At 73.4% G+C, this 23,041-nt stretch carries 19 protein-coding genes; 8 read left to right on the top strand and 11 right to left on the bottom strand.

Going from position 1 to position 23,041, the window contains the following annotated elements; genetic code table 11:
• Positions 1–84: 84 nt before the first annotated feature.
• Positions 85–1,734 (bottom strand): hypothetical protein, encoded by a 1,650-nt coding sequence (locus tag IE124_RS35010; RefSeq protein ID WP_229832695.1) that lies wholly within the window; start codon positions 1,732–1,734, stop codon positions 85–87.
• Positions 1,735–1,857: 123 nt separating this feature from the next.
• Between IE124_RS35010 and IE124_RS22580 the strand changes: the two genes are divergently transcribed.
• Positions 1,858–3,060 carry an amino acid deaminase/aldolase gene (locus tag IE124_RS22580; RefSeq protein WP_189509705.1) on the top strand — a complete coding sequence of 401 codons (1,203 nt, stop codon included), beginning with the start codon at positions 1,858–1,860 and terminating at the stop codon, positions 3,058–3,060.
• A 19-nt stretch (positions 3,061–3,079) separates the two neighbouring features.
• On the opposite strand, the gene IE124_RS22575 is transcribed toward IE124_RS22580, so the two are convergent.
• The 4 genes from IE124_RS22575 to IE124_RS22560 all read right to left on the bottom strand — a co-directional run bounded on the left by IE124_RS22575 (position 3,080) and on the right by IE124_RS22560 (position 8,035).
• Positions 3,080–4,339, bottom strand: a complete 1,260-nt coding sequence (locus IE124_RS22575) for an HAD family hydrolase (RefSeq protein ID WP_189509704.1) — start codon at positions 4,337–4,339, stop codon at positions 3,080–3,082.
• Between the two features lie 81 nt (positions 4,340–4,420).
• On the bottom strand, positions 4,421–5,209 hold the full coding sequence (locus tag IE124_RS22570) for a 3-oxoacyl-ACP reductase (protein ID WP_189509703.1): 789 nt from the start codon (positions 5,207–5,209) through the stop codon (positions 4,421–4,423).
• 6 nt (positions 5,210–5,215) lie between these two features.
• Positions 5,216–6,571 (bottom strand): aldehyde dehydrogenase family protein, encoded by a 1,356-nt coding sequence (locus IE124_RS22565; RefSeq protein WP_189509702.1) that lies wholly within the window; start codon positions 6,569–6,571, stop codon positions 5,216–5,218.
• Between the two features lie 99 nt (positions 6,572–6,670).
• Entirely contained in the window at positions 6,671–8,035 is a 1,365-nt protein-coding gene (locus IE124_RS22560; protein WP_189509701.1) for a glutamine synthetase family protein, read from the bottom strand.
• A 91-nt stretch (positions 8,036–8,126) separates the two neighbouring features.
• Here IE124_RS22560 and IE124_RS22555 point away from each other — a divergent pair, with 91 nt between their 5' ends.
• The 3 genes from IE124_RS22555 to IE124_RS22545 all read left to right on the top strand — a co-directional run bounded on the left by IE124_RS22555 (position 8,127) and on the right by IE124_RS22545 (position 11,187).
• On the top strand, positions 8,127–8,855 hold the full coding sequence (locus IE124_RS22555; protein WP_189509700.1) for a FadR/GntR family transcriptional regulator: 729 nt from the start codon (positions 8,127–8,129) through the stop codon (positions 8,853–8,855).
• Between the two features lie 138 nt (positions 8,856–8,993).
• The gene (gene eat / locus IE124_RS22550; RefSeq protein ID WP_189509699.1) at positions 8,994–10,448 is read left to right on the top strand and encodes an ethanolamine permease; all 1,455 of its coding nucleotides are present in this window, start codon (positions 8,994–8,996) and stop codon (positions 10,446–10,448) included.
• 46 nt (positions 10,449–10,494) lie between these two features.
• The gene (locus IE124_RS22545) at positions 10,495–11,187 is read left to right on the top strand and encodes a gamma-glutamyl-gamma-aminobutyrate hydrolase family protein (protein ID WP_189509698.1); all 693 of its coding nucleotides are present in this window, start codon (positions 10,495–10,497) and stop codon (positions 11,185–11,187) included.
• Between the two features lie 22 nt (positions 11,188–11,209).
• On the opposite strand, the gene IE124_RS22540 is transcribed toward IE124_RS22545, so the two are convergent.
• Positions 11,210–12,667, bottom strand: a complete 1,458-nt coding sequence (locus IE124_RS22540; protein WP_189509697.1) for a purine-cytosine permease family protein — start codon at positions 12,665–12,667, stop codon at positions 11,210–11,212.
• 91 nt (positions 12,668–12,758) lie between these two features.
• On the opposite strand from IE124_RS22540, the gene IE124_RS22535 reads away from it, so the two are divergent.
• Both IE124_RS22535 and IE124_RS22530 read left to right on the top strand, forming a co-directional pair.
• The gene (locus IE124_RS22535; RefSeq protein ID WP_189509696.1) at positions 12,759–13,421 is read left to right on the top strand and encodes a TetR/AcrR family transcriptional regulator; all 663 of its coding nucleotides are present in this window, start codon (positions 12,759–12,761) and stop codon (positions 13,419–13,421) included.
• Positions 13,422–13,577: 156 nt separating this feature from the next.
• The gene (locus tag IE124_RS22530) at positions 13,578–15,212 is read left to right on the top strand and encodes an amidohydrolase (RefSeq protein WP_189509695.1); all 1,635 of its coding nucleotides are present in this window, start codon (positions 13,578–13,580) and stop codon (positions 15,210–15,212) included.
• 19 nt (positions 15,213–15,231) lie between these two features.
• On the opposite strand, the gene IE124_RS22525 is transcribed toward IE124_RS22530, so the two are convergent.
• Positions 15,232–16,194, bottom strand: coding sequence for a LysR family transcriptional regulator (locus IE124_RS22525; RefSeq protein WP_229832693.1), 963 nt, complete (start codon positions 16,192–16,194; stop codon positions 15,232–15,234).
• Between the two features lie 70 nt (positions 16,195–16,264).
• On the opposite strand from IE124_RS22525, the gene IE124_RS22520 reads away from it, so the two are divergent.
• Positions 16,265–17,521, top strand: a complete 1,257-nt coding sequence (locus tag IE124_RS22520) for a TDT family transporter (RefSeq protein WP_189509694.1) — start codon at positions 16,265–16,267, stop codon at positions 17,519–17,521.
• On the opposite strand, the gene IE124_RS22515 is transcribed toward IE124_RS22520, so the two are convergent.
• The 4 genes from IE124_RS22515 to IE124_RS22500 all read right to left on the bottom strand — a co-directional run bounded on the left by IE124_RS22515 (position 17,436) and on the right by IE124_RS22500 (position 21,790).
• Entirely contained in the window at positions 17,436–18,203 is a 768-nt protein-coding gene (locus IE124_RS22515) for a helical backbone metal receptor (protein WP_189509693.1), read from the bottom strand. The two genes, IE124_RS22520 and IE124_RS22515, sit on opposite strands and share 86 nt — an antisense overlap.
• Positions 18,200–18,751, bottom strand: coding sequence for a helix-turn-helix domain-containing protein (locus IE124_RS22510; RefSeq protein ID WP_189509692.1), 552 nt, complete (start codon positions 18,749–18,751; stop codon positions 18,200–18,202). Before IE124_RS22510 ends, IE124_RS22515 begins: the two co-directional genes overlap by 4 nt.
• 179 nt (positions 18,752–18,930) lie before the next feature.
• Positions 18,931–20,745, bottom strand: a complete 1,815-nt coding sequence (locus tag IE124_RS22505; RefSeq protein WP_189509691.1) for an ABC transporter permease/substrate binding protein — start codon at positions 20,743–20,745, stop codon at positions 18,931–18,933.
• Complete coding sequence (locus IE124_RS22500) at positions 20,738–21,790, bottom strand: quaternary amine ABC transporter ATP-binding protein (protein ID WP_189509690.1); 1,053 nt, start codon at positions 21,788–21,790, stop codon at positions 20,738–20,740. Before IE124_RS22500 ends, IE124_RS22505 begins: the two co-directional genes overlap by 8 nt.
• Positions 21,791–22,063: 273 nt before the next feature.
• On the opposite strand from IE124_RS22500, the gene IE124_RS22495 reads away from it, so the two are divergent.
• Positions 22,064–22,969, top strand: coding sequence for a 5'-3' exonuclease (locus IE124_RS22495; protein ID WP_189509738.1), 906 nt, complete (start codon positions 22,064–22,066; stop codon positions 22,967–22,969).
• The last annotated feature ends 72 nt before the right edge of the window (positions 22,970–23,041 follow it).

Raw genomic sequence — 23,041 nt, 5'->3', positions numbered from 1 at the left:
GGGAGGTCGTCCGCGTGAGGGAGGTCGTCCGCGTGAGGGAGGGCGTCCGCGTGAGGGAGGGCGTCCGGGTGGGGGTGGTGCGGGTCACCTGGCGTTCTCCTTCTCCTTGACGGTCGCGGCGACGGCCTTGCGCAGCAGCGCTTCGAAGCGTGCGGTGATGCCCTTGGCCTCGTGGCCGAGGCCGGACTGGGCGGTGGCGTCGGTACGGCCCCGTGCCATGGCCCGGTCGGCGGGCTGCGGGCGGTCGAGGGCACGGCCGTCGGCGAAGCCTGAGACGGCCGTGATCACGACGGGGAGGTCGGCGGGGGCGCTCAGCCACCAGCTCGCGCGCTGCCGGGCGCCGAAGCGGGCCGCGACGGTGGAGGGGCCGGAGAGGGCCGGAGGGACGTCCTCGCCAAGGCGGGCGGTGAGGCCGCCGCTGCCCTGGCCGAGGGTGCGCTGCGCTTCGGCGTCGGCGCGGGTGAAGACGAGGCCGACGGTGATCACGCTGCTGGCGGTGGCGTCGGTGTACGTGGCGCGCAGGACCCGCTCGCAGCCGAGCGGCGTGAGGGTGGCGAGCAGGCCCTTGCCGAGGACGGCGGGCGAGCAGGGGGTGTCCGGGGCGACGACGATCCGGGTCCAGGTGCGGGCGGCGGCGCCTGGGCCCGCGCCGGGGCCGGGGAGGGTGCGGGGGAAGAGGGTGTCGACGGGGGCGTTGTGCCAGAGGTCCTTGGCCTCGGTGTACCCGGCGGGTTCGGCGGGCCGTGCGGGTTCGGCCGAGGCCAGCCATATGCCTGCGAGGGCCCCGCCGATGAGCCCGCCGCCGAGGACGACGCAGGCGGTGACGGCGAGCACGCGGCCGGTGCGGCGGGGGCGTACGGGGCGCAGCCGGGTGGTGGTCTCGACGGGCGCCTCGGGCGGCAGGGTGCCGGCGAGACCGTAGCCGTACGTGGGCGGGGACGCGGGCGCGGGCGGGGACGCGGGCGTGCGTGTGCGCGTGGACCGGTCCGCGCCGGAAGTGCCGCGGATCGCCCGGAGCCGGGTGGTCCTCTCGACCTCCGGGAGGTCGTCCGCGTCGCTCGGCGCCGCCCAGGCGCGGGCGGCCACGGGCGCCTGACGGGGCGACAGCGGTGCGGTCTCCTGCGGGAGGGACGCGGAAACCGCCGTCCGGCCGGACGCCCCGGTCGCCGGTCCGGTAGCGGGACGCGAGGCCGGTGCGGGCGGGGCCGCGGGGCACGCCGGCGCGGGCGCGGCCTGCGGCTGCGGGGCACCGGTGGGTTTGGCCGGCCGGGGCGCGGCGGGGGCGGCCGCGGGCAGAGCGGGTGCTCCGGTGGATGCGGGGCGCGGCACGGCCGGTGCGGGCGTCGTGGTGGGGCGCGGGGCGCTGCCGTGGGCGGTCGGCGCGGGGGCGTGCGGTGCCGATGCCGGTGCGTTCGCCTGTGCGGGGCGCTCTGCGGTCTCCTCGGCCGTCGGTGCCGTCACGTGCGGCGCGGGGGCTGGGGCGCTCCTCGGAGCGGGCGGCGCCGCGGGGCGCTCGGCGGCGCCATGGGCGTGCGGTGCGGGGGCGAGCGGCGGTGAGGCGTGCGGTGCTGCCGGTGCCGGTGCGTTCGGCGGCGTGGGGGCCGTGCCGTGCTCGCGGGGCACCTGGGCCGTCGGTGCCGTCACGTGCGGCGCGGGCGCCTGGGCGGCCGGAGGCGATGGCGGGAGGAGTGCGTCGGTGATGCGGGACGTGGGGCGTGGGTGTTCGGCGGTCATCCCCGTCCCCCGGCTCGTGTCGACAATGCCCGTCACTCTACGGGCTGTTCCCGGGTGGAGAGGACCCGGGCGGACCGCGGTCGGGGGCTACCCACCCGTATAGCTGTCTGGCAAGCTCGGGCCATGACTCCCCGAGCCGCCGACCGGGCCCGTTATGACCGTGCCACCGCCGACCTCGACGCGCCCGTGGCGATCGTCGATCTGGAGGCCTTCGACGACAACGCGGCGGACCTCGTCCGCCGGGCCGCCGGCAAGCCGATCCGCGTCGCGAGCAAGTCCGTGCGCTGCCGCGCGCTCCTTGAGCGGGTGCTCGCGCGGGAGGGGTTCGCCGGGATCATGTCGTTCACGCTCGACGAGTCGCTGTGGCTGGCGCGTGCCGGGTTCGACGACGTGCTGCTCGCCTATCCGTCGGCGGACCGCGCCGGCTTCGCCGAGCTCGCGCGGGACCCCAAGCTCGCCGCCGCCGTGTCGGTGATGGTCGACGACGTGGCCCAGCTCGACCTGATCGACGCCTCCCGAACGGGCGGGGCGGAGGAGATCCGGGTCTGTCTGGAGCTGGACACCGCGCTCCACCTCCTCGGCGGACGGGTCCGGATCGGGGCCCGGCGCTCGCCGCTGCGCACCCCCGCCGACCTGGCCGAGGTGGCCCGTTCCGTGGTGCGGCGTCCGGGCTTCCGGCTGGTCGGGATCATGGCGTACGAGGGGCACGTCGCCGGTGTCGGCGACTCGGTCGCCGGCCGGCCGCTGCGCTCGCGGGCGATCCGGCTGATGCAGTCCGCCGCCCGCCGGGAGCTGGCGGAGCGCCGCGCGGCCGTCGTCCGGGCCGTCCGCGCGGTCGCCCCGGACCTGGAGTTCGTGAACGGCGGCGGCACCGGCAGTGTGCAGCACACGGCCGCCGAGGACGCGGTGACGGAGATCGCCGCCGGTTCGGGGCTCTTCGTGCCGCGCCTCTTCGACAACTACACGTCCTTCGACGGACGCCCGGCCGCGCTCTTCGCGCAGCCCGTCGTCCGCCGCCCCGGTGTGGGCGTGGTGACCGTGCTCGGCGGCGGCTATCCCGCGTCCGGGGTGGCGGGCCCGGACCGGCTGCCCGTGCCGTATCTGCCGGAGGGGCTCCGCTACGACCCGCAGGAGGGTCCGGGCGAGGTCCAGACCCCGCTGCTCGGCTCGCCGGCCGACGACCTGCGGATCGGCGACAAGGTGTGGTTCCGGCACGCGAAGGCCGGCGAGCTCTGCGAGCGGTTCGATCGGCTCCGGCTGGTCGAGGGCGACCGGGTCACGGCCACCGTGCCGACGTACCGGGGGGAAGGCCGGACCTTCCTCTGAGGAGGCCGCGGGGGACGGCTCAGAACACGGTGTCCCGCTGGTCCGGGATCACCGTGCCGTCCGGGCGGCGGACCGGTTCCGCCGTGCCGTCGCCCGCCGTGTAGCCCGTCGTGGCGCAGGGGTACGGGGTGGCCTTCTGCCCCTTCGGGCCGATGAACATGGGGTTGACCAGCCAACGGCCGTCGCCGTTCTCGTACGCCCGGCACATGAGCTCGTTCTTGTTGCGGTTGAGGACCAGCCGCAGGGCGGTCGCGTCCCGCAGGAACGAGATGTCCGTGTCGGAGTCCCCGGCGGCGAACACCTGCCGACGCGACGCCGGCTGTACGCGCTCGGCGGCGGGTCCGCGCACGCCGAGGATCTCCTGGTTGATCCAGCAGCGCTTGCCGTCGATGTACGTGATCATCTCGTCCTCGCCGTCCCGGACCGTGCCGCAGCCCTTGAGGTGGGCGGTGAGCCTGCCGTGCTCGGTGGTGTTGCGGATGCCGAGGGCGTGGGAGGGGTCGATGCCGACGCCCTTCGCCCAGACGTCGACGACGGGTTCGGGCGAGGCGGAGACGATCCAGACGTCGAAGCCGGCGCGCCTGAGGGTGCCGATCAGGTCGCGCTGCTGCTCGTAGTAGCGGACCCAGCCGGTGACCCGGGCGGTGCCGACCTGCTGGGTGGCGCCCTGCGGGGCCGTGAGGTTCTCGGTCCGGGCGGCTGCCGCGAAGGACTCGACCTGGCGGGCGGTCCAGCCGCGCAGGAGCTGGGCGAGCCAGGCGTACTGCGGCTCCATGCGGCGGTGGTCGTGGCCGGCGAAGGCGGTCTTCCCGCCGCTGGTGGCGCCCGAGCCGTAGACGGAGAGGAGTTCGTCGGCGCAGCGGGTGTCGGTGGAGGTGGGGAGGGTGCGGACGCCGGTGGGGCAGGCGTCGGCGAGGGCGGTGGCGGCCTCGGGGGTGAGGTACCGGCTGGTGGTGGACCAGTCGCCGGCGCGGGGTGGGCGTATGCGGTCGTTGCGCAGCAGCCAGTAGAAGGTGGCGTCGCCGACGTCGTTCTTGATGACGGTGTTGTCCCAGTCGAAGACCGCGACGGGCTTCTTCTTCCAGGGGGTGACCCGGTCCTGGCAGTGGTCGGCGATCAGGGCGTCGATGCGCGCCTTGTTGTCGCCGTACCAGCCCTCGGAGCTCTTCAGGGTGGGGCAGTCGGCGGGCTGGGCCTCGGCCTGGCCGACGGAGGCCAGGCCGGTCGCGGCGAGGACGAGGGCGGCGGCGGCCGCGGACGTGCGGAGTCGATGGTTCATGATCACTCTCCTGTCTGTACGCGGAACAGCCGGGCGCCTCGCGACGCCCGGCTGTCGGGTGGGGGGACTGGGGGTGAACGGTTAGAGCGGGGTCACGTACGCGCCCGAGATTCCGCCGTCGACGAGGAAGTCGCTGGCGTTGACGAAGGAGGAGTCGTCGCTGGCGAGGAACGCCACGGCGGCGGCGATCTCCTCGGCCTCGGCGAAGCGGCCGACCGGGATGTGCACGAGGCGGCGCGCGGCCCGCTCCGGGTCCTTGGCGAACAGCTCCTGGAGGAGCGGGGTGTTGACCGGCCCCGGGCAGAGGGCGTTGACGCGGATGCCCTCGCGGGCGAACTGGACACCCAGTTCGCGGGACATGGCGAGGACGCCGCCCTTGGAGGCCGTGTACGAGATCTGGCTGGTGGCCGCGCCCATGATCGCGACGAAGGAGGCGGTGTTGATGATGGAGCCCCGGCCCTGGCGGCGCATGTAGGGGAGGGCGGCCTTGCAGCACAGGAAGACGGAGGTGAGGTTGACGTCCTGGACGCGCTTCCAGGCCTCCAGGCCGGTGTCCAGGATGGAGTCGTCGTCGGGCGGGGAGATGCCGGCGTTGTTGAAGGCGATGTCGACGGAGCCGTAGGTCTCGAAGGCGGTGCGGAACAGCGCCTCGACCTCCTCCGGGTCGGTGACGTCGACCTTCACGAAGGTGCCGCCGACGGCCTCGGCGGCGGCCTTGCCGGCCACCTCGTCGATGTCTCCGCAGACGACGTTGGCGCCCTCGGAGGCGAGGCGCCGGGCGGTGGCGAGTCCGATGCCGCTGCCGGCTCCGGTGATGACGGCGGTACGGCCGACCAGGCGGCGGCAGATGATCTCGTCTTGGCTGGTCATGGGTGCTCAGGCCTCCGTGCTGATGAAGACGTTCTTGGTTTCGGTGAAGGCGGTCAGGGCGTCGGGGCCCAGTTCGCGGCCGAGGCCGGACTGCCGGTAGCCGCCGAACGGGGTCCAGTAGCGGACGCTGGAGTGGGAGTTGACGGAGAGGTTGCCGGCCCGGACGGCGCGGGAGGCGCGCAGGGCGCGGCCGACGTCGCGGGTCCAGATCGAGCCGGAGAGGCCGTACTCGGTGGCGTTGGCGAGCCGGATCGCGTCGGCCTCGTCGTCGAAGGGCAGGACGACGGCGACCGGGCCGAAGATCTCCTCGACGGCGCAGGGGGCGTCCTCGGGCACGTCGGTGAGGACGGTCGGGGGGAACCAGAAACCGGGGCCTTCGGGGGCCTTGCCGCGGATCCCCTGGAGGTCCTCGGTGACGTAGGAGCGGACGCGGTCGAGCTGGGCGCGGGAGATGAGCGGGCCCATCTGGGTGCGCTCGTCGAGCGGGTCGCCGACGACGATCTCCTCGATCGCCGGGGTGAGGAGCTCCAGGAAGCGGTCGTACGCGCTCCGCTGCACGAGGATGCGGGTGCGGGCGCAGCAGTCCTGGCCGCTGTTGTCGAGGAAGGCCATCGGCGCCGCCGCGGCGGCCGCCTCGATGTCCGCGTCGGCGAAGACGATGTTGGGGCTCTTGCCGCCGAGTTCGAGGGTGAGCCGCTTCACCTGGCCGGCGCACTTGGCCATGATCGATTTGCCGACCCTGGTGGAGCCGGTGAAGACGATCTTCGCGATGCCGGGGTGCTCGACGAGGGCGTTGCCCGCGACCGGTCCCGTGCCGGGGAGGACCTGGAAGAGGCCTTCGGGCAGGCCCGCCTCCAGGGCGAGCTCGGCGAGGCGGAGCGCGGTGAGGGGGGTGGTCTCGGCGGGCTTGAGGATCACCGCGTTGCCGGCGGCGAGGGCGGGTGCGGTGGCCCAGGCGGCGATCGGCATGGGGAAGTTCCAGGGCGCGATGACGCCGACGACCCCGAGGGGTTCGAGGATCGTGACGTCGAGGCCGCCGGCCACCGGGATCTGGCGGCCGTTGAGGCGCTCGACTCCCCCGGCGGCGAAGTCGAGCAGGTCACGGACGTTGCCGGCCTCCCAGCGGGCGTTGCCGATGGTGTGCCCGGCCTCGGCGACCTCCTGGTGGGCGAGCTCCTCGACGTGCTCGTCGACGACGGCGGCGAAGCGGCGGAGCAGCCGGGCCCGGTCGGCGGGCGCGGCGGCGGCCCAGCCGCGCTGGGCGGCGGCGGCGCGGGCGACGGCGGCATCGACGTCGGCCGGGGTGGCGGCGGGGACGGTGGCGACCAGCTCCTCCGTCGCCGGGTTCAGTACCTGGAGCAACTCGTTCCTTTCTCTGCTCACTTCACTACTCACTGATCGCTTCTTCGGTCACTTCACCGATCGCTTCTCTGCTCACGGATCGCTCCTCCGCTCGCTGACTCAGAGGCGTTCGAAGGAGCGGCGCAGCTCCCAGTCGGTCACCGCGGCGTCGAAGGCGTCGAGCTCGACGCGGGCCATGTTGCGGTAGTGGGCGACGACCTCGGCGCCGAAGGCGGCCTTGGCGATCTCGCTGGTCTCCCAGAGCTCGGCGGCCTCGCGCAGGGTGGTGGGGACGTGCGCGTACTCGGCGGTGTAGGCGTTCCCGGTGCAGGGCGGCGGCAGCTCCAGGCGCTGCTCGATCCCGTACAGGCCGGCGGCGACCAGGCCCGCGACGGCGAGGTAGGGGTTGACGTCACCGCCGGGGAGGCGGTTCTCGAAGCGGGTGGAGCGGCCGTGGCCGACGACCCGGAGCGAGCAGGTGCGGTTGTCGTGACCCCAGGCGACGGCGGTGGGTGCGAAGGAGCCGGGCTGGAACCGCTTGTAGGAGTTGATGTTGGGGGCGTAGAGGAGGGAGAAGTCGCGGAGTGCGGCGAGCTGTCCGGCGAGGAAGTGCCGCATGGTCTCGGACATGTGGTGCTCGTCGTCTCCTGCCATCACGTTCTCCCCGTCGGCGTTCTGGAGGGAGAGGTGGATGTGGCAGGAGTTGCCCTCGCGCTCGTTGTACTTCGCCATGAAGGTGAGGGAGTAGCCCTCCTGGGCGGCGATCTCCTTGGCGCCCGTCTTGTAGACGGCGTGCCGGTCGCAGGTGACGAGGGCCTCGTCGTACTTGAAGGCGATCTCGTGCTGGCCCGGGTTGCACTCGCCCTTGGCGGACTCGACGGTGAGTCCGGCGCCGGTCATCTCGTTGCGGATGCGGCGCAGGAGGGGTTCGATGCGACCGGTGCCGAGGACGGAGTAGTCGATGTTGTACTGGTTGACGGGGGTGAGGCCGCGGTAGTTCGCGTCCCAGGCCTGCTCGTAGCTGTCCTTGAAGACGATGAACTCCAGCTCGGTGCCGACGTGGGCGGTGAAGCCGTGTTCGGCGAGGCGCTCAAGCTGGCGGCGGAGGATCTGGCGGGGGGCCGCGACGACGGGGGTGCCGTCGGCCCAGGCGAGGTCGGCCGTCACCATGGCGGTGGCCTCGTTCCAGGGGAGGCGACGGAGGGTGGTGAGGTCAGGGTGCATCGCGAAGTCGCCGTAGCCGCGGTCCCAGGAGGACATCTCGTAGCCGTCGACGGTGTTCATCTCGGTGTCGACGGCCAGAAGATAGTTGCAGCCCTCGGTGCCGTGACCGAGGACGTCGTCCAGGAAGAACTGCGCGGCGAACCGCTTGCCCTGGAGCCGTCCCTGCATGTCGGGGAAGGCCAGGACGACGGTGTCGATCTCGCCGCTCCCGACGAGGGAGCGCAGCTCCTCGACGGTGAGCGGGGGTGTGCGGTCTGCCACGGGATTGCTCCTCCTTCGGCCTGCCGGGAGCCATAAGGTATTGCGGAAGACCATTGCTTGGGAAGGTCCTTGAGAAAGGGAAACGAGGAACGTGGCCAGTACGAGTGAACCGGCGGACCGGCTGACGCCCGTGCTCCGGCCGGTGCGGGCGGGCAACGGCTTCGAGGAGGCGCTGCAGCAGATCCTCCAGGTGGTGCGGCTCGGCCTGGTGCCCGACGGGGAGCGGCTGCCCGCCGAGCGGGAGCTGGCCGACCGGATGGGGATCAGCCGGGTGACCCTGCGCGAGGTCCTCAAGGTCCTCCAGGAGCAGGGGCTCGTGGAAAGCCGGCGCGGCCGGTACGGCGGGACGTTCGTGCTGCCCCGCGTCCAGACCGCCGACGAGGACGAGCTGCGCCGCCGGATCGCCTCGGTCGACATGGAGGACACCTTGCGCTTCCGGGAGGTCCTGGAGGTGGGGGCCGCCGGGCTCTGCGCGGCCCACGGGCTCGACGCGGCGGGCGCCGCGCGGCTGCGGGCCGCCGTGGCGGCGACCCATGACGCCCCGCTGGCCGAATACCGCCGCCAGGACACCCTGCTCCACCTCACGCTCGCCGAGCTCTCCGGCTCGCCGACGCTGACCGCCCAGTACGCCGCCGTACGGGCGACGGTGAACGACCTGCTGGACTGCATCCCCCTGCTCGTACGCAATCTGGAGCACTCCCAGCACCAGCACACCGCGCTGGTGGAGGCGGTCCTCGACGGGGACGCGGACGCGGCGCGCGAGGTGATGCGGGAGCACTGCGCGGGCACGGCGGCGCTGCTGCGGGGGTTCCTGACATGAGAGGGGCGCCGCCGGGTACGTAACCCGGTCGCCGGGTACGTAACCCGAAAGTAACGCAGGGGGGTTGCGCTCCCCCGTCGGCCACCGCAAAGGTATGGCTCCAATCCATTGGGCCCGTTGCGGGGAGCTGACGCTGCCATGACGCTCGAAGACACCACCGGCACACCCGGGGGCACCACCCCACCGAAGGACGACTATCTGGAGCGGCGCACGCTGCGCCGCGGCAGCGCCGGCTGGCTGCTGCTCACCGGCCTCGGCGTCGCCTACGTCGTCTCCGGGGACTTCTCCGGCTGGAACATCGGCCTCTCGAAGGGCGGGTTCGGCGGACTCGCCGTCGCCATGCTCCTCATGGGCGCGATGTACGCCTGTCTGGTCTTCGCGCTCGCCGAGCTCTCCGCCATCCTGCCCACCGCGGGCGGCGGCTACGGCTTCGCCCGCCGGGCGCTCGGCACCTGGGGCGGGTTCCTCACCGGCACGGCGATCCTCATCGAGTACGTCCTCGCACCCGCCGCCATCTCCATCTTCATCGGCGACTACGTCGAGTCCCTCGGCCTCTTCGGACTGGAGTCCGGCTGGCCCGTCTATCTCGTCTGCTTCGCCCTCTTCATCGGGATCCACCTGTGGGGCGTGGGCGAGGCACTGCGCTTCAGCCTGATCGTGACGGCCATCGCGGTCGCGGCGCTCGTCGTCTTCGCGCTAGGCGCGTTCACCGACTTCCACGTCGACGGCCTGAACGACATCCCGGTCGACGACGAGGCCTTCGGGTCGAACTCCTGGCTGCCCTTCGGCCTGCTCGGGATCTGGGCCGCGTTCCCCTTCGGCATGTGGTTCTTCCTCGGCGTGGAGGGCGTGCCGCTCGCCGCCGAGGAGGCGAAGGACCCGGTGCGGTCGATGCCGAAGGCGCTCGCCATCTCCATGGGGATCCTGGTGCTCCTCGCCGTCGTGACCTTCCTCGCCGCCACCGGCGCGCGCGGCTCGGCCGCCGTCCAGGAGGCAGGCAACCCGCTCGTCGTGGCCCTCCAGGGCAACGGGGAGCCCACGGCCCTCAGCCGCTTCGTGAACTACGCGGGCCTCGCGGGACTCGTCGCCTCCTTCTTCTCGCTCATCTACGCCGGATCTCGCCAGCTGTTCGCCCTCTCCCGGGCCGGCTACCTGCCCCGCTTCCTCTCCCTCACCAGCCGCCGCAAGTCGCCGTACCTGGGGCTGCTCATCCCGGGCGCGATCGGCTTCGCGCTCGCCGCCGGGACCGGCAACGGGGCGCGGATGCTGAACATCGCCGTCTTCGGCGCCACCATCTCGTACGCCCTCATGGCGCTCTCGCACATCGTGCTGCGGCGCCGGGAGCCGGGGCTCCTCCGGCCGTACCGGACGCCCGGCGGGATCGCGACCTCGTCCGTCGCCTTCGTCCTGGCGCTCTCGGCGCTCGTCGCGACCTTCCTGGTGGACCGGACGGCGGCGTTCATGGCGCTCGGGGTGTACGTGATCGCTCTCGCCTACTTCGCGTTCTACAGTCGGCACCACCTGGTGGCCGGCGCGCCGGAGGAGGAGTTCGCGGCGCTCGCCGCGGCGGAGGCCGAACTCGCACGCGACTGAGTCACCGACCGACATCCTTACCGCCACCCGCCCTCGGAGGAAGCCCGTGTCCAAGCCGCTCATCGGCGTGACCACCTACCTGGACCAGGCCCGCTGGGGGGTGTGGGACATGCAGGCCGCGCTGCTGCCCGCGCCCTACCCGCGGCTCGTCCGGGAGAGCGGGGGGCTCGCCGTGATGCTGCCGCCGGACGAGCCGGCCGCCGCGGCGGAGGTCGTGGCCCGGGTCGACGGGCTGGTCGTCGCGGGCGGGGCGGACGTCGAGCCCGTACGGTACGGGGCCGAGCCCGACCCCCGTACGGGCCCGCCGGCGCGCGCCCGGGACTCCTGGGAGCTGGCCCTGATCGACGCGGCCCTGGCCTCCGGCACGCCGCTGCTCGGGATCTGCCGGGGGATGCAGCTGCTGAACGTGGCGCTCGGCGGGACGCTGGTCCAGCACCTCGACGGGCACGTGGAGGCGGTCGGCGTGATCGGCCGGCACGCGGTCAAGCCGGTGCCGGGCACGCGCTACGCCTCCCTCGTGCCCGAGCTGACCGAGGTGCCGACCTACCACCACCAGGCCGTGGACCGGCTGGGCGCGGGACTCACGGCCTCGGCCCACGCCGAGGACGGCACGGTGGAGGCGGTGGAGCTGGCCGCCCCCGCCTGGGCCCTCGGCGTGCAGTGGCATCCGGAGATGGGCGAGGACCTGCGCGTGATGCGGGGGCTTGTCGAGGCGGCGGGGATGGCTCCGCGGGGCTGAGATCCGGAGGAGCGTACGGCCGTCACGCCGAGGCCCGGGCGGCGAGCACGGCGGAGTCGTTCCGCATCAGGAGGGCGTAGAGGCACGCCGCGACGGTCATGCCGACGGGCAGGGAGAGGTCCAGGCCGCCCAGGGCTCCGGCGACCGGGCCCGTGTAGAGGGTGTTGACGCAGAGGGCGGCCGAGGTCACTCCCGCCACGAGAGCGAAGGCGCCCGCGAGATTGACGCCGCGGTTGTACCAGAAGGGGCCGCCGGGGGTCTCGTCCGAGAGCGCGGGGCCGTCGTAGCGGCAGCGGCGGAGCGCGATGTCGGTGGCGTAGACGGCCATCAGCGGGCCGCTCAGGACCACGATCACCTGGAGGGCGTTGCTGACGGTGTCGAGGAAGTTCGAGACGAGCAGCCCGTAGAGGGTCAGGGCCACGGCGACGGCGCCGTCGAAAAGGACGCTGACGGTCCGGCGGATGCGGAGGCCCACGGCCTGGAGGGCGAGGCCGGCGCTGTAGGCCGTCAGGGCGTTGATGGAGATCGTGCCGAGGACCAGTGCGAGCAGGAAGACGGGGGTGAACCAGCCGGGCAGGATCGTCTGGAGCGCGTTCTGCGGGTCGTTCATGTCGACGGCGGTCGCGGCGAACGCGCCCAGCGAACAGACGACGACGCTGGGCAGGAAGGCGCCGAGCGCCGTCCAGGCGACGATCGCCTTCTTCGAGGCCGTGCGGGGCAGATAGCGGGAGAAGTCGGCGCTCGTGGTGTAGGAGAGCGGACCGGAGGCGATCATCGTCGTGCCCGCGACGAGGAGCGTCCAGAGCGGGGCGCCGCTGAGCCGCTCGGCGGGGGCGTACGAGAAGTCGGCGTGGCGCAGGACGGCGAGCGCGACGACGGCGAAGGCCGCGACCAGGGCCAGGGTGATCGGCAGGTACAGCTTGATGATCAGGGCGTGCCCGTAGACGCTGATGGCCAGAGTGAGCGCGGCGATGACCACGATCACGGCCACCTTGACGGGGGTGTTCGCCGTGATGCCGGTCTTCTCGACGAGGGCGAAGGCGGCGGTCGCGGCGGCGGCGAGGTTGAGCGCGAAGTAGCAGACGGAGACGAGCCAGCCGCCGACGGCGTTGTTCACGCGGTTGCCCAGGACGCCGTAGACGGCCCGGGTGATCACCTCGCTGGGCGCGCCCGCGGCGGGTCCCGAAGTGGCGAGCAGGCCGGTGAGCAGCCAGAAGAGGTTGCCGACGACGATCACGGCGACGGCCTGCCAGAGCGTCAGGCCCATGAGGACGAGGGCGCCGCCGATGACCAGGCTGAGGTAGTTCACGTTGGCCGCGGCCCACACGGAGAAGAGCTCGCGGGGGTGCCCGTGGCGCTCGCCGTCGGGGATGTGGTCGATGCCGTGCGCCTCGATGCGGCCGGGCCTGTCGGCGACGGCCGGAGGGGTGACCCGGGTCCCCCGGGAGCGCGGGATCGGGTCGGGGATCGTGGCAGCCATGCGGCCCTCCGGATGCGGGTGATGCCCACCAGGTGACCGTTCGGGGCCTGCCTGGTTGCTTATTGGTCGCACACTCAATAGCATCCGGGGTATGTCGTCAAGCGTCCAGCGCAAGCGAGTTCGGAAATCCCCGGAAGCCCGGCGGGCTGAGATCGTGGAGACCGCGGCCAGGGTCGCCCTGACCGAGGGACTCGAGTGCGTCACCCTGCGGCGGATCGCCGAGGAGCTCGCCGTCCGGCCCGGTCTGATCAGCCACTACTTCCCCTCCGCGGAGGACCTGGTGGCCGAGGCCTTCAGCGTCGCCTCCACCGGCGAGCTCGACGCACTGCTGCCCGCGGACCGGCCGCACGGCACACCCACCCAGTACCTCGCGCGGTACTTCGCGCTCTCGGCCGGCGAGGCGTACGACGACATCAGCCGTCTCTGGATCAACGCCCGGCACCTCAGCCGCTACCGTCCCGTCCTGCGCGACCGAGTCGCCGTGCAGGAGCTCGCCTCCGACGACCGGCTCTCGGAGCTCATCCGCGAGGGCGTGGAGCGGGGCGAGTTCCGCACGGACGACCCGCGGGCGACGGCCATCCAGATCCTCGTGGTCCTCGACGGCCTGGGCGCCCACGCCAACACCGACCGGAGCGACCGGCCGGCAGCCGTGATGCGGATGGCCGTCACGACGGCCGAACGCGAACTCGGCCTGGCACACGGCACCTTGACCGAGGCGGCACCGCTCACCGGCGAGCCGGCGCCTCCCCACTGACGGCCTCCGGCCTCGGTCGCCCGCATCCCACCGCCCTCCCCTCACCCGCCTCCCCCACCCGCCCTCCCCTCACCCGCCCTCCCCTCACCCGCCGTCGCGGCTTCCCCCCTCCCCCGGCCACGTACCGCCTCCCCCTCCCCCTCCTCTGGAGCCCCCGTGCGCACCACCACCCGACTCGTCCTGCTCTCCGCCCGGCTGCTCGACCCCGGCACCGGGGCGTTCCTGTCGCAGACCGCGCTCGCGGTCTCCGGTGAGGGCCGGATCTCCGCTCTGGGCGACGACCGTGAGATCCGCGCCCTCGCGGGGGCGGACACCACCGTCGTCGACCTCAAGGGCGCCGTCGTCACGCCCGGCCTGGTGGACGGCCACGTCCACCCGGTCACCGGCGCCGAGCTGACCGGCGGCCTCGACCTGTCGGGCTGCGCCGGCCTCGACGACGTACGGGAGGCGCTCGCCCGGGAGGTCCGCCGCCTCGGCCGCGGGGAGTGGCTCTTCGCCTGGGGGCTCGACCCGAACGTCTTCGGCGACCGGCCCGTCGGGATCTCCCCCTTCGACTCCGTACTCGACGGGGTGCCCGCCTTCCTGCTGCTCTTCGACGCCCACTCGGCGCTGGCCAGCCGCCGGGCGCTCGAACTCGCCGGGGTCGACGGGCCGCGCACCTTCGCGCAGGCCTCCGCCGAGGTCGTCTGCGACGCCGACGGGCGCCCGACCGGGCTGCTCCAGGAGGACGCGGCCTGCGCGCTGGTGGAGCGGGTCGCCCCGCAGCCGACGCGCGCGGAGCGCCGGGAGGGACTCGCCGCCGCCCTGCGGGCGATGGCGGCGGCCGGTCTGACCGGCGGCCACGTCATGGACGCGAACGGCGACAGCCTCGCGCTGTACGGGGAGCTCGACGAGGCCGGTGAGCTGCCGCTGCGGCTGCGCGTCGCGCCCTGGTGCCAGCCCGGCACCGACCCGGACGGGGTGCGCGCCCTGATCGAGCAGCAGGGCACGGGCGGCGCGCTGTGGCGGGTCGCGGGCGTGAAGCTCTTCATGGACGGGACCATCGACAACGGCACCGCGTGGCTGGAACGGCCCGACCGCAACGGCGAGTCGACGGCGGCGTTCTGGCCGGATCCCGCCGCGTACACGCAGATCATCGGGGAACTGCACCGGGCGGGCGTGGCCACGGCGACGCACGCGATCGGGGACGCGGCCGTACGGCACGCCCTCGACTCCGTCGAGAAGGCCCAGGCCTCCGAAGCGGTCCGGGTACGCCACCGGGTGGAGCACATCGAGACGGTTCCGGACGACACGCTGCGCCGCTTCGCCGAGCTGGGGGTCGTCGCCTCCATGCAGCCCACCCACTGCTGCGACTTCACCCGCGCCGACCACACCGACAACTGGTCGCGCCGCCTCGGCGAGGAGCGGGCCTCGCGGGCCTGGCGCTGCCGTGACCTCCTGGACTCCGGGGCGACCGTCGTCCTCGGCTCCGACTGGCCCATCGCGCCCTTCCCGCCGCTCGGCGTGCTGGCCGGGGCCCGGCACCGGCGCCCGAGCCGCGACCTCGGCCAGGCGCCGCACGGGCCCGAGCAGGCACTGACGGGGCTGGAGGCGCTGCGGGGCATGACGACGGGACCGGCGTACGCGGCGGGCGAGGAGCGGGAGGCGGGCCGGCTCGCACCGGGTCACCGCGCCGACCTCACGGTCTTCGCGGACAGCCCGGCGACCACACCGGCGACCGAGCTCCCGGACCTGCCGGTCCTCCTCACGGTCCTGGACGGCCGGATCACCCACCGCGCCGCGGGGGTCTGAGCGGCTCCCGCCCCGTCCCTCAGCCCGTCGGGTGGGCGCGGGTCAGGGAGAGGAGGTCTCGGGCCGGGCCCGTCGGGCGGTGGCCGGCCGGCCAGACGGCGCGGAGGTCGCGGCGGAGCAGGACGCCCTCGACGGGGATGGCGACCAGGCGGCGGGAGGCCAGCTCCTCGGAGATGGCGAGCTCGCTGAGGACCGCCGGGCCCGCCCCGCTGACGGCCGCGGCCTTCACCGCCGTCGTGGAGGCGAGTTCGAGGAGCGGCTCCGCGAGACCGCCGTGCCCGGCGAGCGCCGCGTCCAGGACCTGCCTGGTGCCCGAGCCGCGCTCCCGCAGGATCAGGGGGGTCGCGGCCAGCTCCGCCGGGTCGAGGAGGCCCGGGCGCCGCGCCCAGGGGTGCGAGGGAGCGGCGACGAGCGCGAGCCGGTCGTGCGCGACGACGACCCCGTCGAGCCCGTCCGGCACGGCGAGACCCTCCACGAAACCGACGTCGGCGTCGCCCGCGAGCAACCGCTGCGCGACGGCCGCCGAGTTCCCGGCCTGGAGCGATACGGCCGTGCCGGGCCGCTCGGCGCGCAGCGCGATCAGCCAGCCCGGCATCAGGTACTCGGCGATCGTCATGGACGCGGCCACCCGCAGCCGCGAGTCGCGCCGCCCGCGCAGCGCCTGGGCTCCCGCGTCGAAGGCCTCCGCGGCCTCGACGATCCGCCGCGCCCAGTCCGTCACGAGCGCGCCCGCGTCGGTGAGCCGCGAGCCGCGCGGCGAGCGGTCGACGAGGGCCACCCCGAGCTGCCGCTCCATGGAGCGGATCCGGCTGCTCGCGGCGGGCTGGGTGATCCCGACCTCGCGGGCCGCCGCGCCGAGGCTGCCGTGCCGGGCGACCGCGATGAGCAGTTCGAGTGCGCCGAGATCCGGCACCCGGTGGGACAGGTGCGGCCGCGGCTCGTCGCCCTGCGGTCCGGACCGCCCTGCCATCTCACTGCTCATAAACCCAGCTTATGACGTCATAGTCACAAGATCCCTGGTGGGTGGGGCGAAAGGGCGCGACGGTGGGGTCATGGCAAGCCTCGCAGCACCCCGCACGGCCCCCGGTCCGGACTCCCGCGCCACCACCCCCGGCGCGCACACCGCCTCCCCGGCCACCTCCCCAGCCGCCACCCCGGTCTCCACCGCGTCCACCTCCACCTCCACCTCCGCCCCTGCCGGCTCCGTCCGTCACCTCGGGCCGAACTGGTACGCCTCCGTCATGGGGACGGCCATCATCGCCAACGCGGGAGCGGCCCTCCCCGTGGACGTCCCCGGGCTCCGTACCGTCTGCGCCGCGGTCTGGGCCCTCTCGCTCGCGATGCTCCTGGTCCTCGTCGCCGCCCGGACGCTGCACTGGATCCACCATCGCGACCAGGCCCGCGCCCATCTCATGGACCCCGCGATGGCCCCGTTCTACGGCTGCCTCTCGATGGCGCTGCTCGCCGTGGGCGGCGGCGCGATGATCGTGGGCAAGGACTGGATCGGGCTCCCCGCGGCCCTGGCGATCGACACCGTCCTGTTCACCGCGGGCACGGTGATCGGGCTGGCGGCGGCCGTGGCCGTCCCGTACCTCATGGTGGTGCACCACCGGATCGAGAGCGCGTCCCCGGTCTGGCTGCTGCCGGTCGTCGCCCCCATGGTCTCCGCCGCGCTCGGCCCGCTGCTCGTACCCCATCTGCCCGCCGGCCAGGCCCAGCAGACGCTGCTCATCGCCTGCTACGCGATGTTCGGGCTCAGCCTGCTCGCCACCCTGGTCATGCTGCCGCTGGTCTTCGGCCGGCTCGTCACCGGTGGCCCGCTGCCCCTGGCCCTCACCCCCACCCTCTTCCTGGTCCTCGGCCCCCTGGGCCAGTCGACGACCGCCGCGAACAAGTTCGCCGACGTGGCCCCGGGCGTGCTGCCCGCCCCGTACGCGCACGGTTTCGCCGCCTTCGCCGTCCTCTACGGCGTGCCCGTGATGGGCTTCGCGCTGCTGTGGCTCGCGCTCGCCGGGGCGATGGTGCTGCGGGCACGGCGGCGGGGCATGGGCTTCGCGATGACCTTCTGGGCGTTCACCTTCCCGGTCGGGACCTGTGTGACCGGCGCCGAGGGACTCGCCGCGCACACCGGTCTGGCCGCCTTCCGGTGGCTCGCCGTCGGTCTGTACGTGTTCCTCGTGGCCGCCTGGCTGGTGGCCGGATTCCACACGGTGCGCGGGCTGCTCAGCGGCGCGCTGCTCGCAGGGCCCGGGTCAGCTCCCACGACAGCGCCCGCGGCGCCTCGGCCAGTGACGGCCCGTACCAAGTGAGCAGACGTCCGTCGACGAGGGCGGCGGCGGTCCCGGGGAAGGCTTCGGGGCCGTCGTTCGCCGTGAAGCGGTAGGGCTCGTCGGGCAGGACGACGAGGTCGGGGGCGGCGGCGCGGAGCTCATCGAGCGGGATCCGCGGATAGCGTTCGAGATGGTCCTCGTAGGCGTTGCGGACGCCGAGGCGGCCGAGCAGGTCGCCGGCGAAGGTGTCGCTGCCGAGGACCATCCAGGGGCGGCGCCAGATCGGCACGACGGCGGTCGGCGGCCGGCCGGCCGGTCCCGGTTCCAGCGGTGTCACGGAGTCCCAGGCGGCCTCGGCCTCGGCCAGCCAGCGCGGCCGGCGCGGGGCGCCGCACGCGGCGAGGACCCGCTGCAGTTCGGTCAGGCCCTGGTCGAGGGTCCGGATCTCGGTGACGAGGACGTCGAGTCCGGCGGCCCGCAGGGCGGCGAGGTCCGGGGCGCGGTTCTCCTCCTCGTTGGCGAGGACGAGGTCGGGCCGGAGCGCGGTGATCGCGGCGACGTCGGGGTTCTTGGTGCCGCCGATCCGTGCGACGTCGAGTCCGGCGGGGTGGGTGCACCACTCCGTCGCGCCGACGAGGACGCCGGGGGCGGAGACGGCGACGGCCTCCGTCAGGGAGGGGACGAGGGAGACGACCCGCGGTCCCGCGCCGACGGTCCTCACTCCTCCTCGACCTCGACGTGGTCGGCGACGGCGACGACGAGGAGGCGGGTGCCGGGCTCGGTGGCGCGCCAGCGGTGCCGGACGCCTCCGGAGAGGTAGAGCGTGTCGCCGCGGCCCAGCCGGTGGGCGCGGCCCTCGGCCTCGACCTCGGCGGCGCCGTCGGCGACGTACAGCAACTCGTCGTTCCGGTGCTGGAACTCGCGGCCCGCGTCCTGCTCGCCGGTGAACTCCAGGGCGTGCAGCTGGTGGCGGCCGCGGACGAGCCCGCGGACGCCGTCGGGCAGCGCGGCGGACCGCTCGTCCGCGCGGACCACGTCGACGGTGCGGGAGGCCTCGGCGGCGGCGAGGAGCTCGCCCGCGCTGGTCTCCAGGGCCTCGGCGACGAGTTCGAGGGAGCGGCGGCTGGGGCGGGCGCGCTCGTTCTCCACCTGGCTGAGGAAGGGGACGGAGAGGCCGCTGCGGGAGGCGACGACGGCCAGGGTGAGCTGGAGCGCTCTGCGGCGTCTCTTGACGGCCGCGCCCACGCGGGGCGCTTCCTTCTCGTCCATGTCGGCTCCCTCCCTCGTCCCTCGTGCGTATCCGTACCGGGCGGTTACCTGAACCTTACGCAGCTTTGGGCCGGGGTTTCGCGTCGTGACGAAAAGGTGTGGTCGCCGAACACGTTCGGCGACCACACCTTTTCGGCCAGTGAGCGAGGGGCCTCCAGCGAGGCCACTGGTAAGAGCCTCTACTGGGGGGCGAGTTTCTCCGCGAGGCCGGGGTTGCGGTCCAGCCAGGTCCGGACGGCCTGCTGCTCCTTGCCCTTGCCGGTCTCCTGGATGACGGCTTCGAGGTCCGTGAGCTGCTTCTCGGTGAGCTCGAAGTCCTTCAGCCAGGCGCCGACCTCGGGGTTGTCCGCGGCGAAGCCCTTGCGGGCGAGGGTGTGGACGCCGTCGCCCTTGCCCCAGGTGCCCTTGGGGTCGGTGAGCTTCTTCAGGTCGTGGGCGGAGTAGGCCCAGTGCGGGGACCAGAGCGTGACGACGACCGGCTCCTTGCGCTCGTACGCACGCTTCAGCTCGGCCAGCATGCCGGGCGTGGAGCCGTCGACGACCTCGTACTCGCCCTCCAGGCCGTACTCCTTGAGGACCTTGTCCTTGAGGATGCCCATCATTCCGGCGCTGGGCTCGATGCCGACGATGCGGCCCTTGAACTGTCCCGCCTTGCCCTTGAGGTCGGCGAGCGAGTCGACGCCCTTCACGTACGAGGGGACGGCGAGCTCCAGGGAGGTGGGGCCGTACCAGGAGCCGAGGTCCTCCAGCTTGTTCCGGTACTTCTCCCAGTACTGGGCGTGGGTGACGGGCAGCCAGGCGTCGGTCTGGAAGTCGAGCTGCCCGCCGGCGAGGCCGGTGTAGAGGGCGCCGGCCTCCAGCTGCTTGGTGTCGACCTCGTAGCCGCGCCGCTCCAGGAGCTCCTTCCAGAGGTACGTGGAGGCGATGCCCTCGTCCCAGGGGATGTAGCCGATGCTGATCTTCTTGCCGTGGCCGCTGTCCTGGCCGGAAGCGGTGGTGGAGGTCGCGCCGCCGGAACGGCCGAGGAAACCCGTACCGCCGGCGACGAGGGCGAGCACGACGACGCCGACGAGGGCGGTGACGGGCTGCGGGCGGTGGGCCCAGAGCTTGGCGCCGGGGCGCTTGGCGCTCAGCGCGGCGCGGGCCTTGGCGGCGGCGCGGCGGCCCAGCGGGGAGACCTGCCGGCCGAGGGCGCCGGTCATCCGGTCCAGGTACATGGCGAGGACGACGATGGAGACGCCGGCCTCGAAGCCGAGGCCGATGTCGACGTTGCCGATGGCGCGGTAGACCGCGCCGCCGAGGCCGCCGCCGCCGACCATGCCGGCGATGACGACCATGGACAGGCCGAGCATGATGACCTGGTTGACGCCCGCCATGATCGTCGGCAGGGCGAGCGGGAGCTGCACGCGCAGGAGGGTGTCGCGCGGGGTGGTGCCGAAGGCCTCGGCGGCCTCGACGAGTTCGCCGTCGACCTGGCGGATGCCGAGCTCGGTCATCCGGACGCCCGGGGGCAGTGCGAAGACAATGGTGGCGATGATGCCGGGGACGACTCCGACGCCGAAGAAGATGATGCCGGGGATGAGGTAGACCATCGCCGGCATGGTCTGCATGAAGTCGAGGACGGGCCGCAGGACGGCGCTGACCGTCTGGGAGCGGGCCGCCCAGATGCCGAGCGGGACGGCGATCACCAGCGTGACGAGGGTGGCGACGAGGACGAGCGAGAGCGTCGCCATCGCCTCGTCCCACAGCTGCACCGAGTCGACGAGCGCGAAGCCCGCGAAGGCGAGGACGCCGGCGGCGAGGCCGCGCAGCCACCAGGCGACGACGGCGAGGATGCCGGCGAAGAGCAGCGGCTGGGGTGCGGAGAGGACGGCGTCGATGCCGTCGTAGAGGCCGGTGACGCCGCTGCTGACGGCGTCGAAGAGCCAGGAGAGGTGGGCCTGGAGCCAGTCGACGGAGCTGTCGGTCCAGTCACCGAGGGGGAGCCTAGGCACGGGCGGTCACCTCCTCGCTCGCGAGCCCGCCCATGACGGCGAGGAGACGCTCCGTCGGTACGACTCCGAGGACGGAGCCGTCGGAGTCCTGGACGGTCACGGGGTGCGGGGCCAGGGCGGCGACGGCGCACAGGTCGGCGACGAGGGTGTCGGGTCCGACGGGCCGGCAGGAGCAGTCCTCGGGACAGTCGGCCGGGACGGCTCCGTCGGTCATGACGGCGGCGGCGGTGAGCACCCGGGAGCGGTCGACGTCCTGGATGAAGGAGGCGACGTAGTCGTCGGCGGGGCGGACGAGGATGTCCTCGGCGGTGCCGAGCTGGACGATCCGGCCGTCGCGCATGACGGCGATGCTGTCGCCGAGGCGCATGGCCTCGTTGAGGTCGTGGGTGATGAAGACGATGGTCTTCTTCAGCCGCTGCTGGAGCACGAGGAGCTGGTCCTGCATGTCGCGGCGGATGAGCGGGTCGAGCGCGCTGAAGGACTCGTCCATGAGGAGCAGGTCGGCGTCGGTGGCGAGGGCGCGGGCGAGGCCGACGCGCTGCTGCATGCCGCCGGAGAGCTCGTCCGGCCAGGACTTCTCCCAGCCGGCGAGCCCGCACAGTTCGAGGGCCTCGGCGGCTCGGGTCTCGCGCTCGGCGCGCGGGACTCCCTGGACCTCCAGGCCGTAGGCGGCGTTCTCGAGAACGTTTCGGTGCGGGAAGAGCGCGAAGTGCTGGAAGACCATGCTGATCTTGGTGGCCCGGACGGCGCGCAGCTCGCGGGGGGAGAGCGCGGTGAGGTCTCGGCCGTCGAAGAGGACCCGTCCCGCGGTGGGTTCGAGCAGGCCGTTGAGCATGCGGAGGAGGGTGGACTTCCCGGATCCGGACAGGCCCATCACGACGAAGATCTGACCGGGTTCGACGACGAAGCCGGCGTCGACGACGGCGGCCGTCGTCCCTTCGCCGCGCAGTTCGTCGCGGTCGGCACCGTCGGCGAGGCGCCGGACGGCTTCGTCGGGTCGTCTGCCGAACACCTTGTACAGGTGGTCGGCCTGGAGCCTGGACACATACACCTCACGGGTAGCAACGAGAACGGCCCGCCACCCCCGCGCGGCCGGGCCGTGGAGCGGGCGGGATCGGCCCGCGGCCCGTCGCGTACGGGGATTCTCGTAGTTGAATTCCGTACCGGGTTCCGCTCCGGGCTCGCGCCTGCCCGGCTTCACAGGGTGCAAACGCAAAGGTGACGGGGGTCACTCCCGTTGCCGGGGATCGGCGGCGCACGGCGCGCCCCTGGCGCTGTCGGAGGGGTGGGGCATGATCGGAGGGTGACGCGACGCCTGATGCTCCTCGACACCGCCAGCCTGTACTTCCGCGCCTACTTCGGTGTGCCGGATTCGGTCCGCGCACCGGACGGCACCCCGGTGAACGCCGTGCGCGGACTCCTCGACTTCATCACCCGGCTCGTCCAGGACCACCGCCCCGACGAACTCGTGGCCTGCTGGGACGAGGACTGGCGGCCGCAGTGGCGGGTGGACCTGATCCCCTCGTACAAGGCGCACCGGGTGGTGACCGAGACGGAGACCGGCCCGGACGTGGAGGAGATCCCCGACACGCTCTCCCCGCAGGTGCCGGTGATCGAGGAGGTCCTCGCGGCGCTCGGGATCGCCCGGGTCGGGTCCGCGGGGTACGAGGCGGACGACGTCATCGGGACCCTGGCGGGGCGCGCCGCCGGGCCGGTGGACATCGTCACGGGCGACCGGGACCTGTTCCAGCTGGTCGACGACGCGCGCGGGGTGCGCGTGCTGTACCCGCGGAAGGGCGTCGGCGACTGCGACCTGGTGGACGACGAGCTGATCCGTACGAAGTACGGCGTGCGCCCCGACCAGTACGCGGACTTCGCGGCCCTGCGCGGGGACGCGAGCGACGGGCTGCCCGGGGTGAAGGGCATCGGCGAGAAGACGGCCGCGCAGCTGATCACGGAGTACGGCGATCTGGCGGGAGTGCGGGCGGCGGCCGAGGACCGGACGTCGAAGCTGACGCCGGCGAAGCGGCGCGGGATCGTGGAGGCGGCCGCCTACCTGGACGTGGCTCCGACGGTGGTGCGGGTCGCCGGCGACGTACCGCTGCCGGAGTTCGACCCGGCCCTGCCCGCTGAGCCCCGCGACCCGGCGGCGCTGGACGCACTGGTGAAGCGGTGGGGCCTGGGCGGGGCGGTGGGCCGGCTGCTGCCGGTGCTGACGCGCTGACCTTTTCTTGATCCACTCTGGGCGACAGCGTCACAGGATGCTAGCTTAGGCATACCTAAGTTCATCGAGTCA

Origin of the sequence: Streptomyces narbonensis, from assembly GCF_014649015.1 — a bacterium.
Taxonomy (GTDB): Bacteria; Actinomycetota; Actinomycetes; order Streptomycetales; family Streptomycetaceae; genus Streptomyces; species Streptomyces narbonensis.
This window is presented reverse-complemented; position numbering and strand designations above follow the sequence as displayed.

Coding starts and splice junctions, on each gene's coding strand:
- IE124_RS35010 (WP_229832695.1), bottom strand. CDS start 1,734: ATGACCGCCGAACACCCACGCCCCACGTCCCGCATCACCGACGCACTC.
- IE124_RS22580 (WP_189509705.1), top strand. CDS start 1,858: ATGACTCCCCGAGCCGCCGACCGGGCCCGTTATGACCGTGCCACCGCC.
- IE124_RS22575 (WP_189509704.1), bottom strand. CDS start 4,339: ATGAACCATCGACTCCGCACGTCCGCGGCCGCCGCCGCCCTCGTCCTC.
- IE124_RS22570 (WP_189509703.1), bottom strand. CDS start 5,209: ATGACCAGCCAAGACGAGATCATCTGCCGCCGCCTGGTCGGCCGTACC.
- eat (WP_189509699.1), top strand. CDS start 8,994: ATGACGCTCGAAGACACCACCGGCACACCCGGGGGCACCACCCCACCG.
- IE124_RS22540 (WP_189509697.1), bottom strand. CDS start 12,667: ATGGCTGCCACGATCCCCGACCCGATCCCGCGCTCCCGGGGGACCCGG.
- IE124_RS22535 (WP_189509696.1), top strand. CDS start 12,759: ATGTCGTCAAGCGTCCAGCGCAAGCGAGTTCGGAAATCCCCGGAAGCC.
- IE124_RS22525 (WP_229832693.1), bottom strand. CDS start 16,194: ATGAGCAGTGAGATGGCAGGGCGGTCCGGACCGCAGGGCGACGAGCCG.
- IE124_RS22520 (WP_189509694.1), top strand. CDS start 16,265: ATGGCAAGCCTCGCAGCACCCCGCACGGCCCCCGGTCCGGACTCCCGC.
- IE124_RS22510 (WP_189509692.1), bottom strand. CDS start 18,751: ATGGACGAGAAGGAAGCGCCCCGCGTGGGCGCGGCCGTCAAGAGACGC.
- IE124_RS22495 (WP_189509738.1), top strand. CDS start 22,064: ATGCTCCTCGACACCGCCAGCCTGTACTTCCGCGCCTACTTCGGTGTG.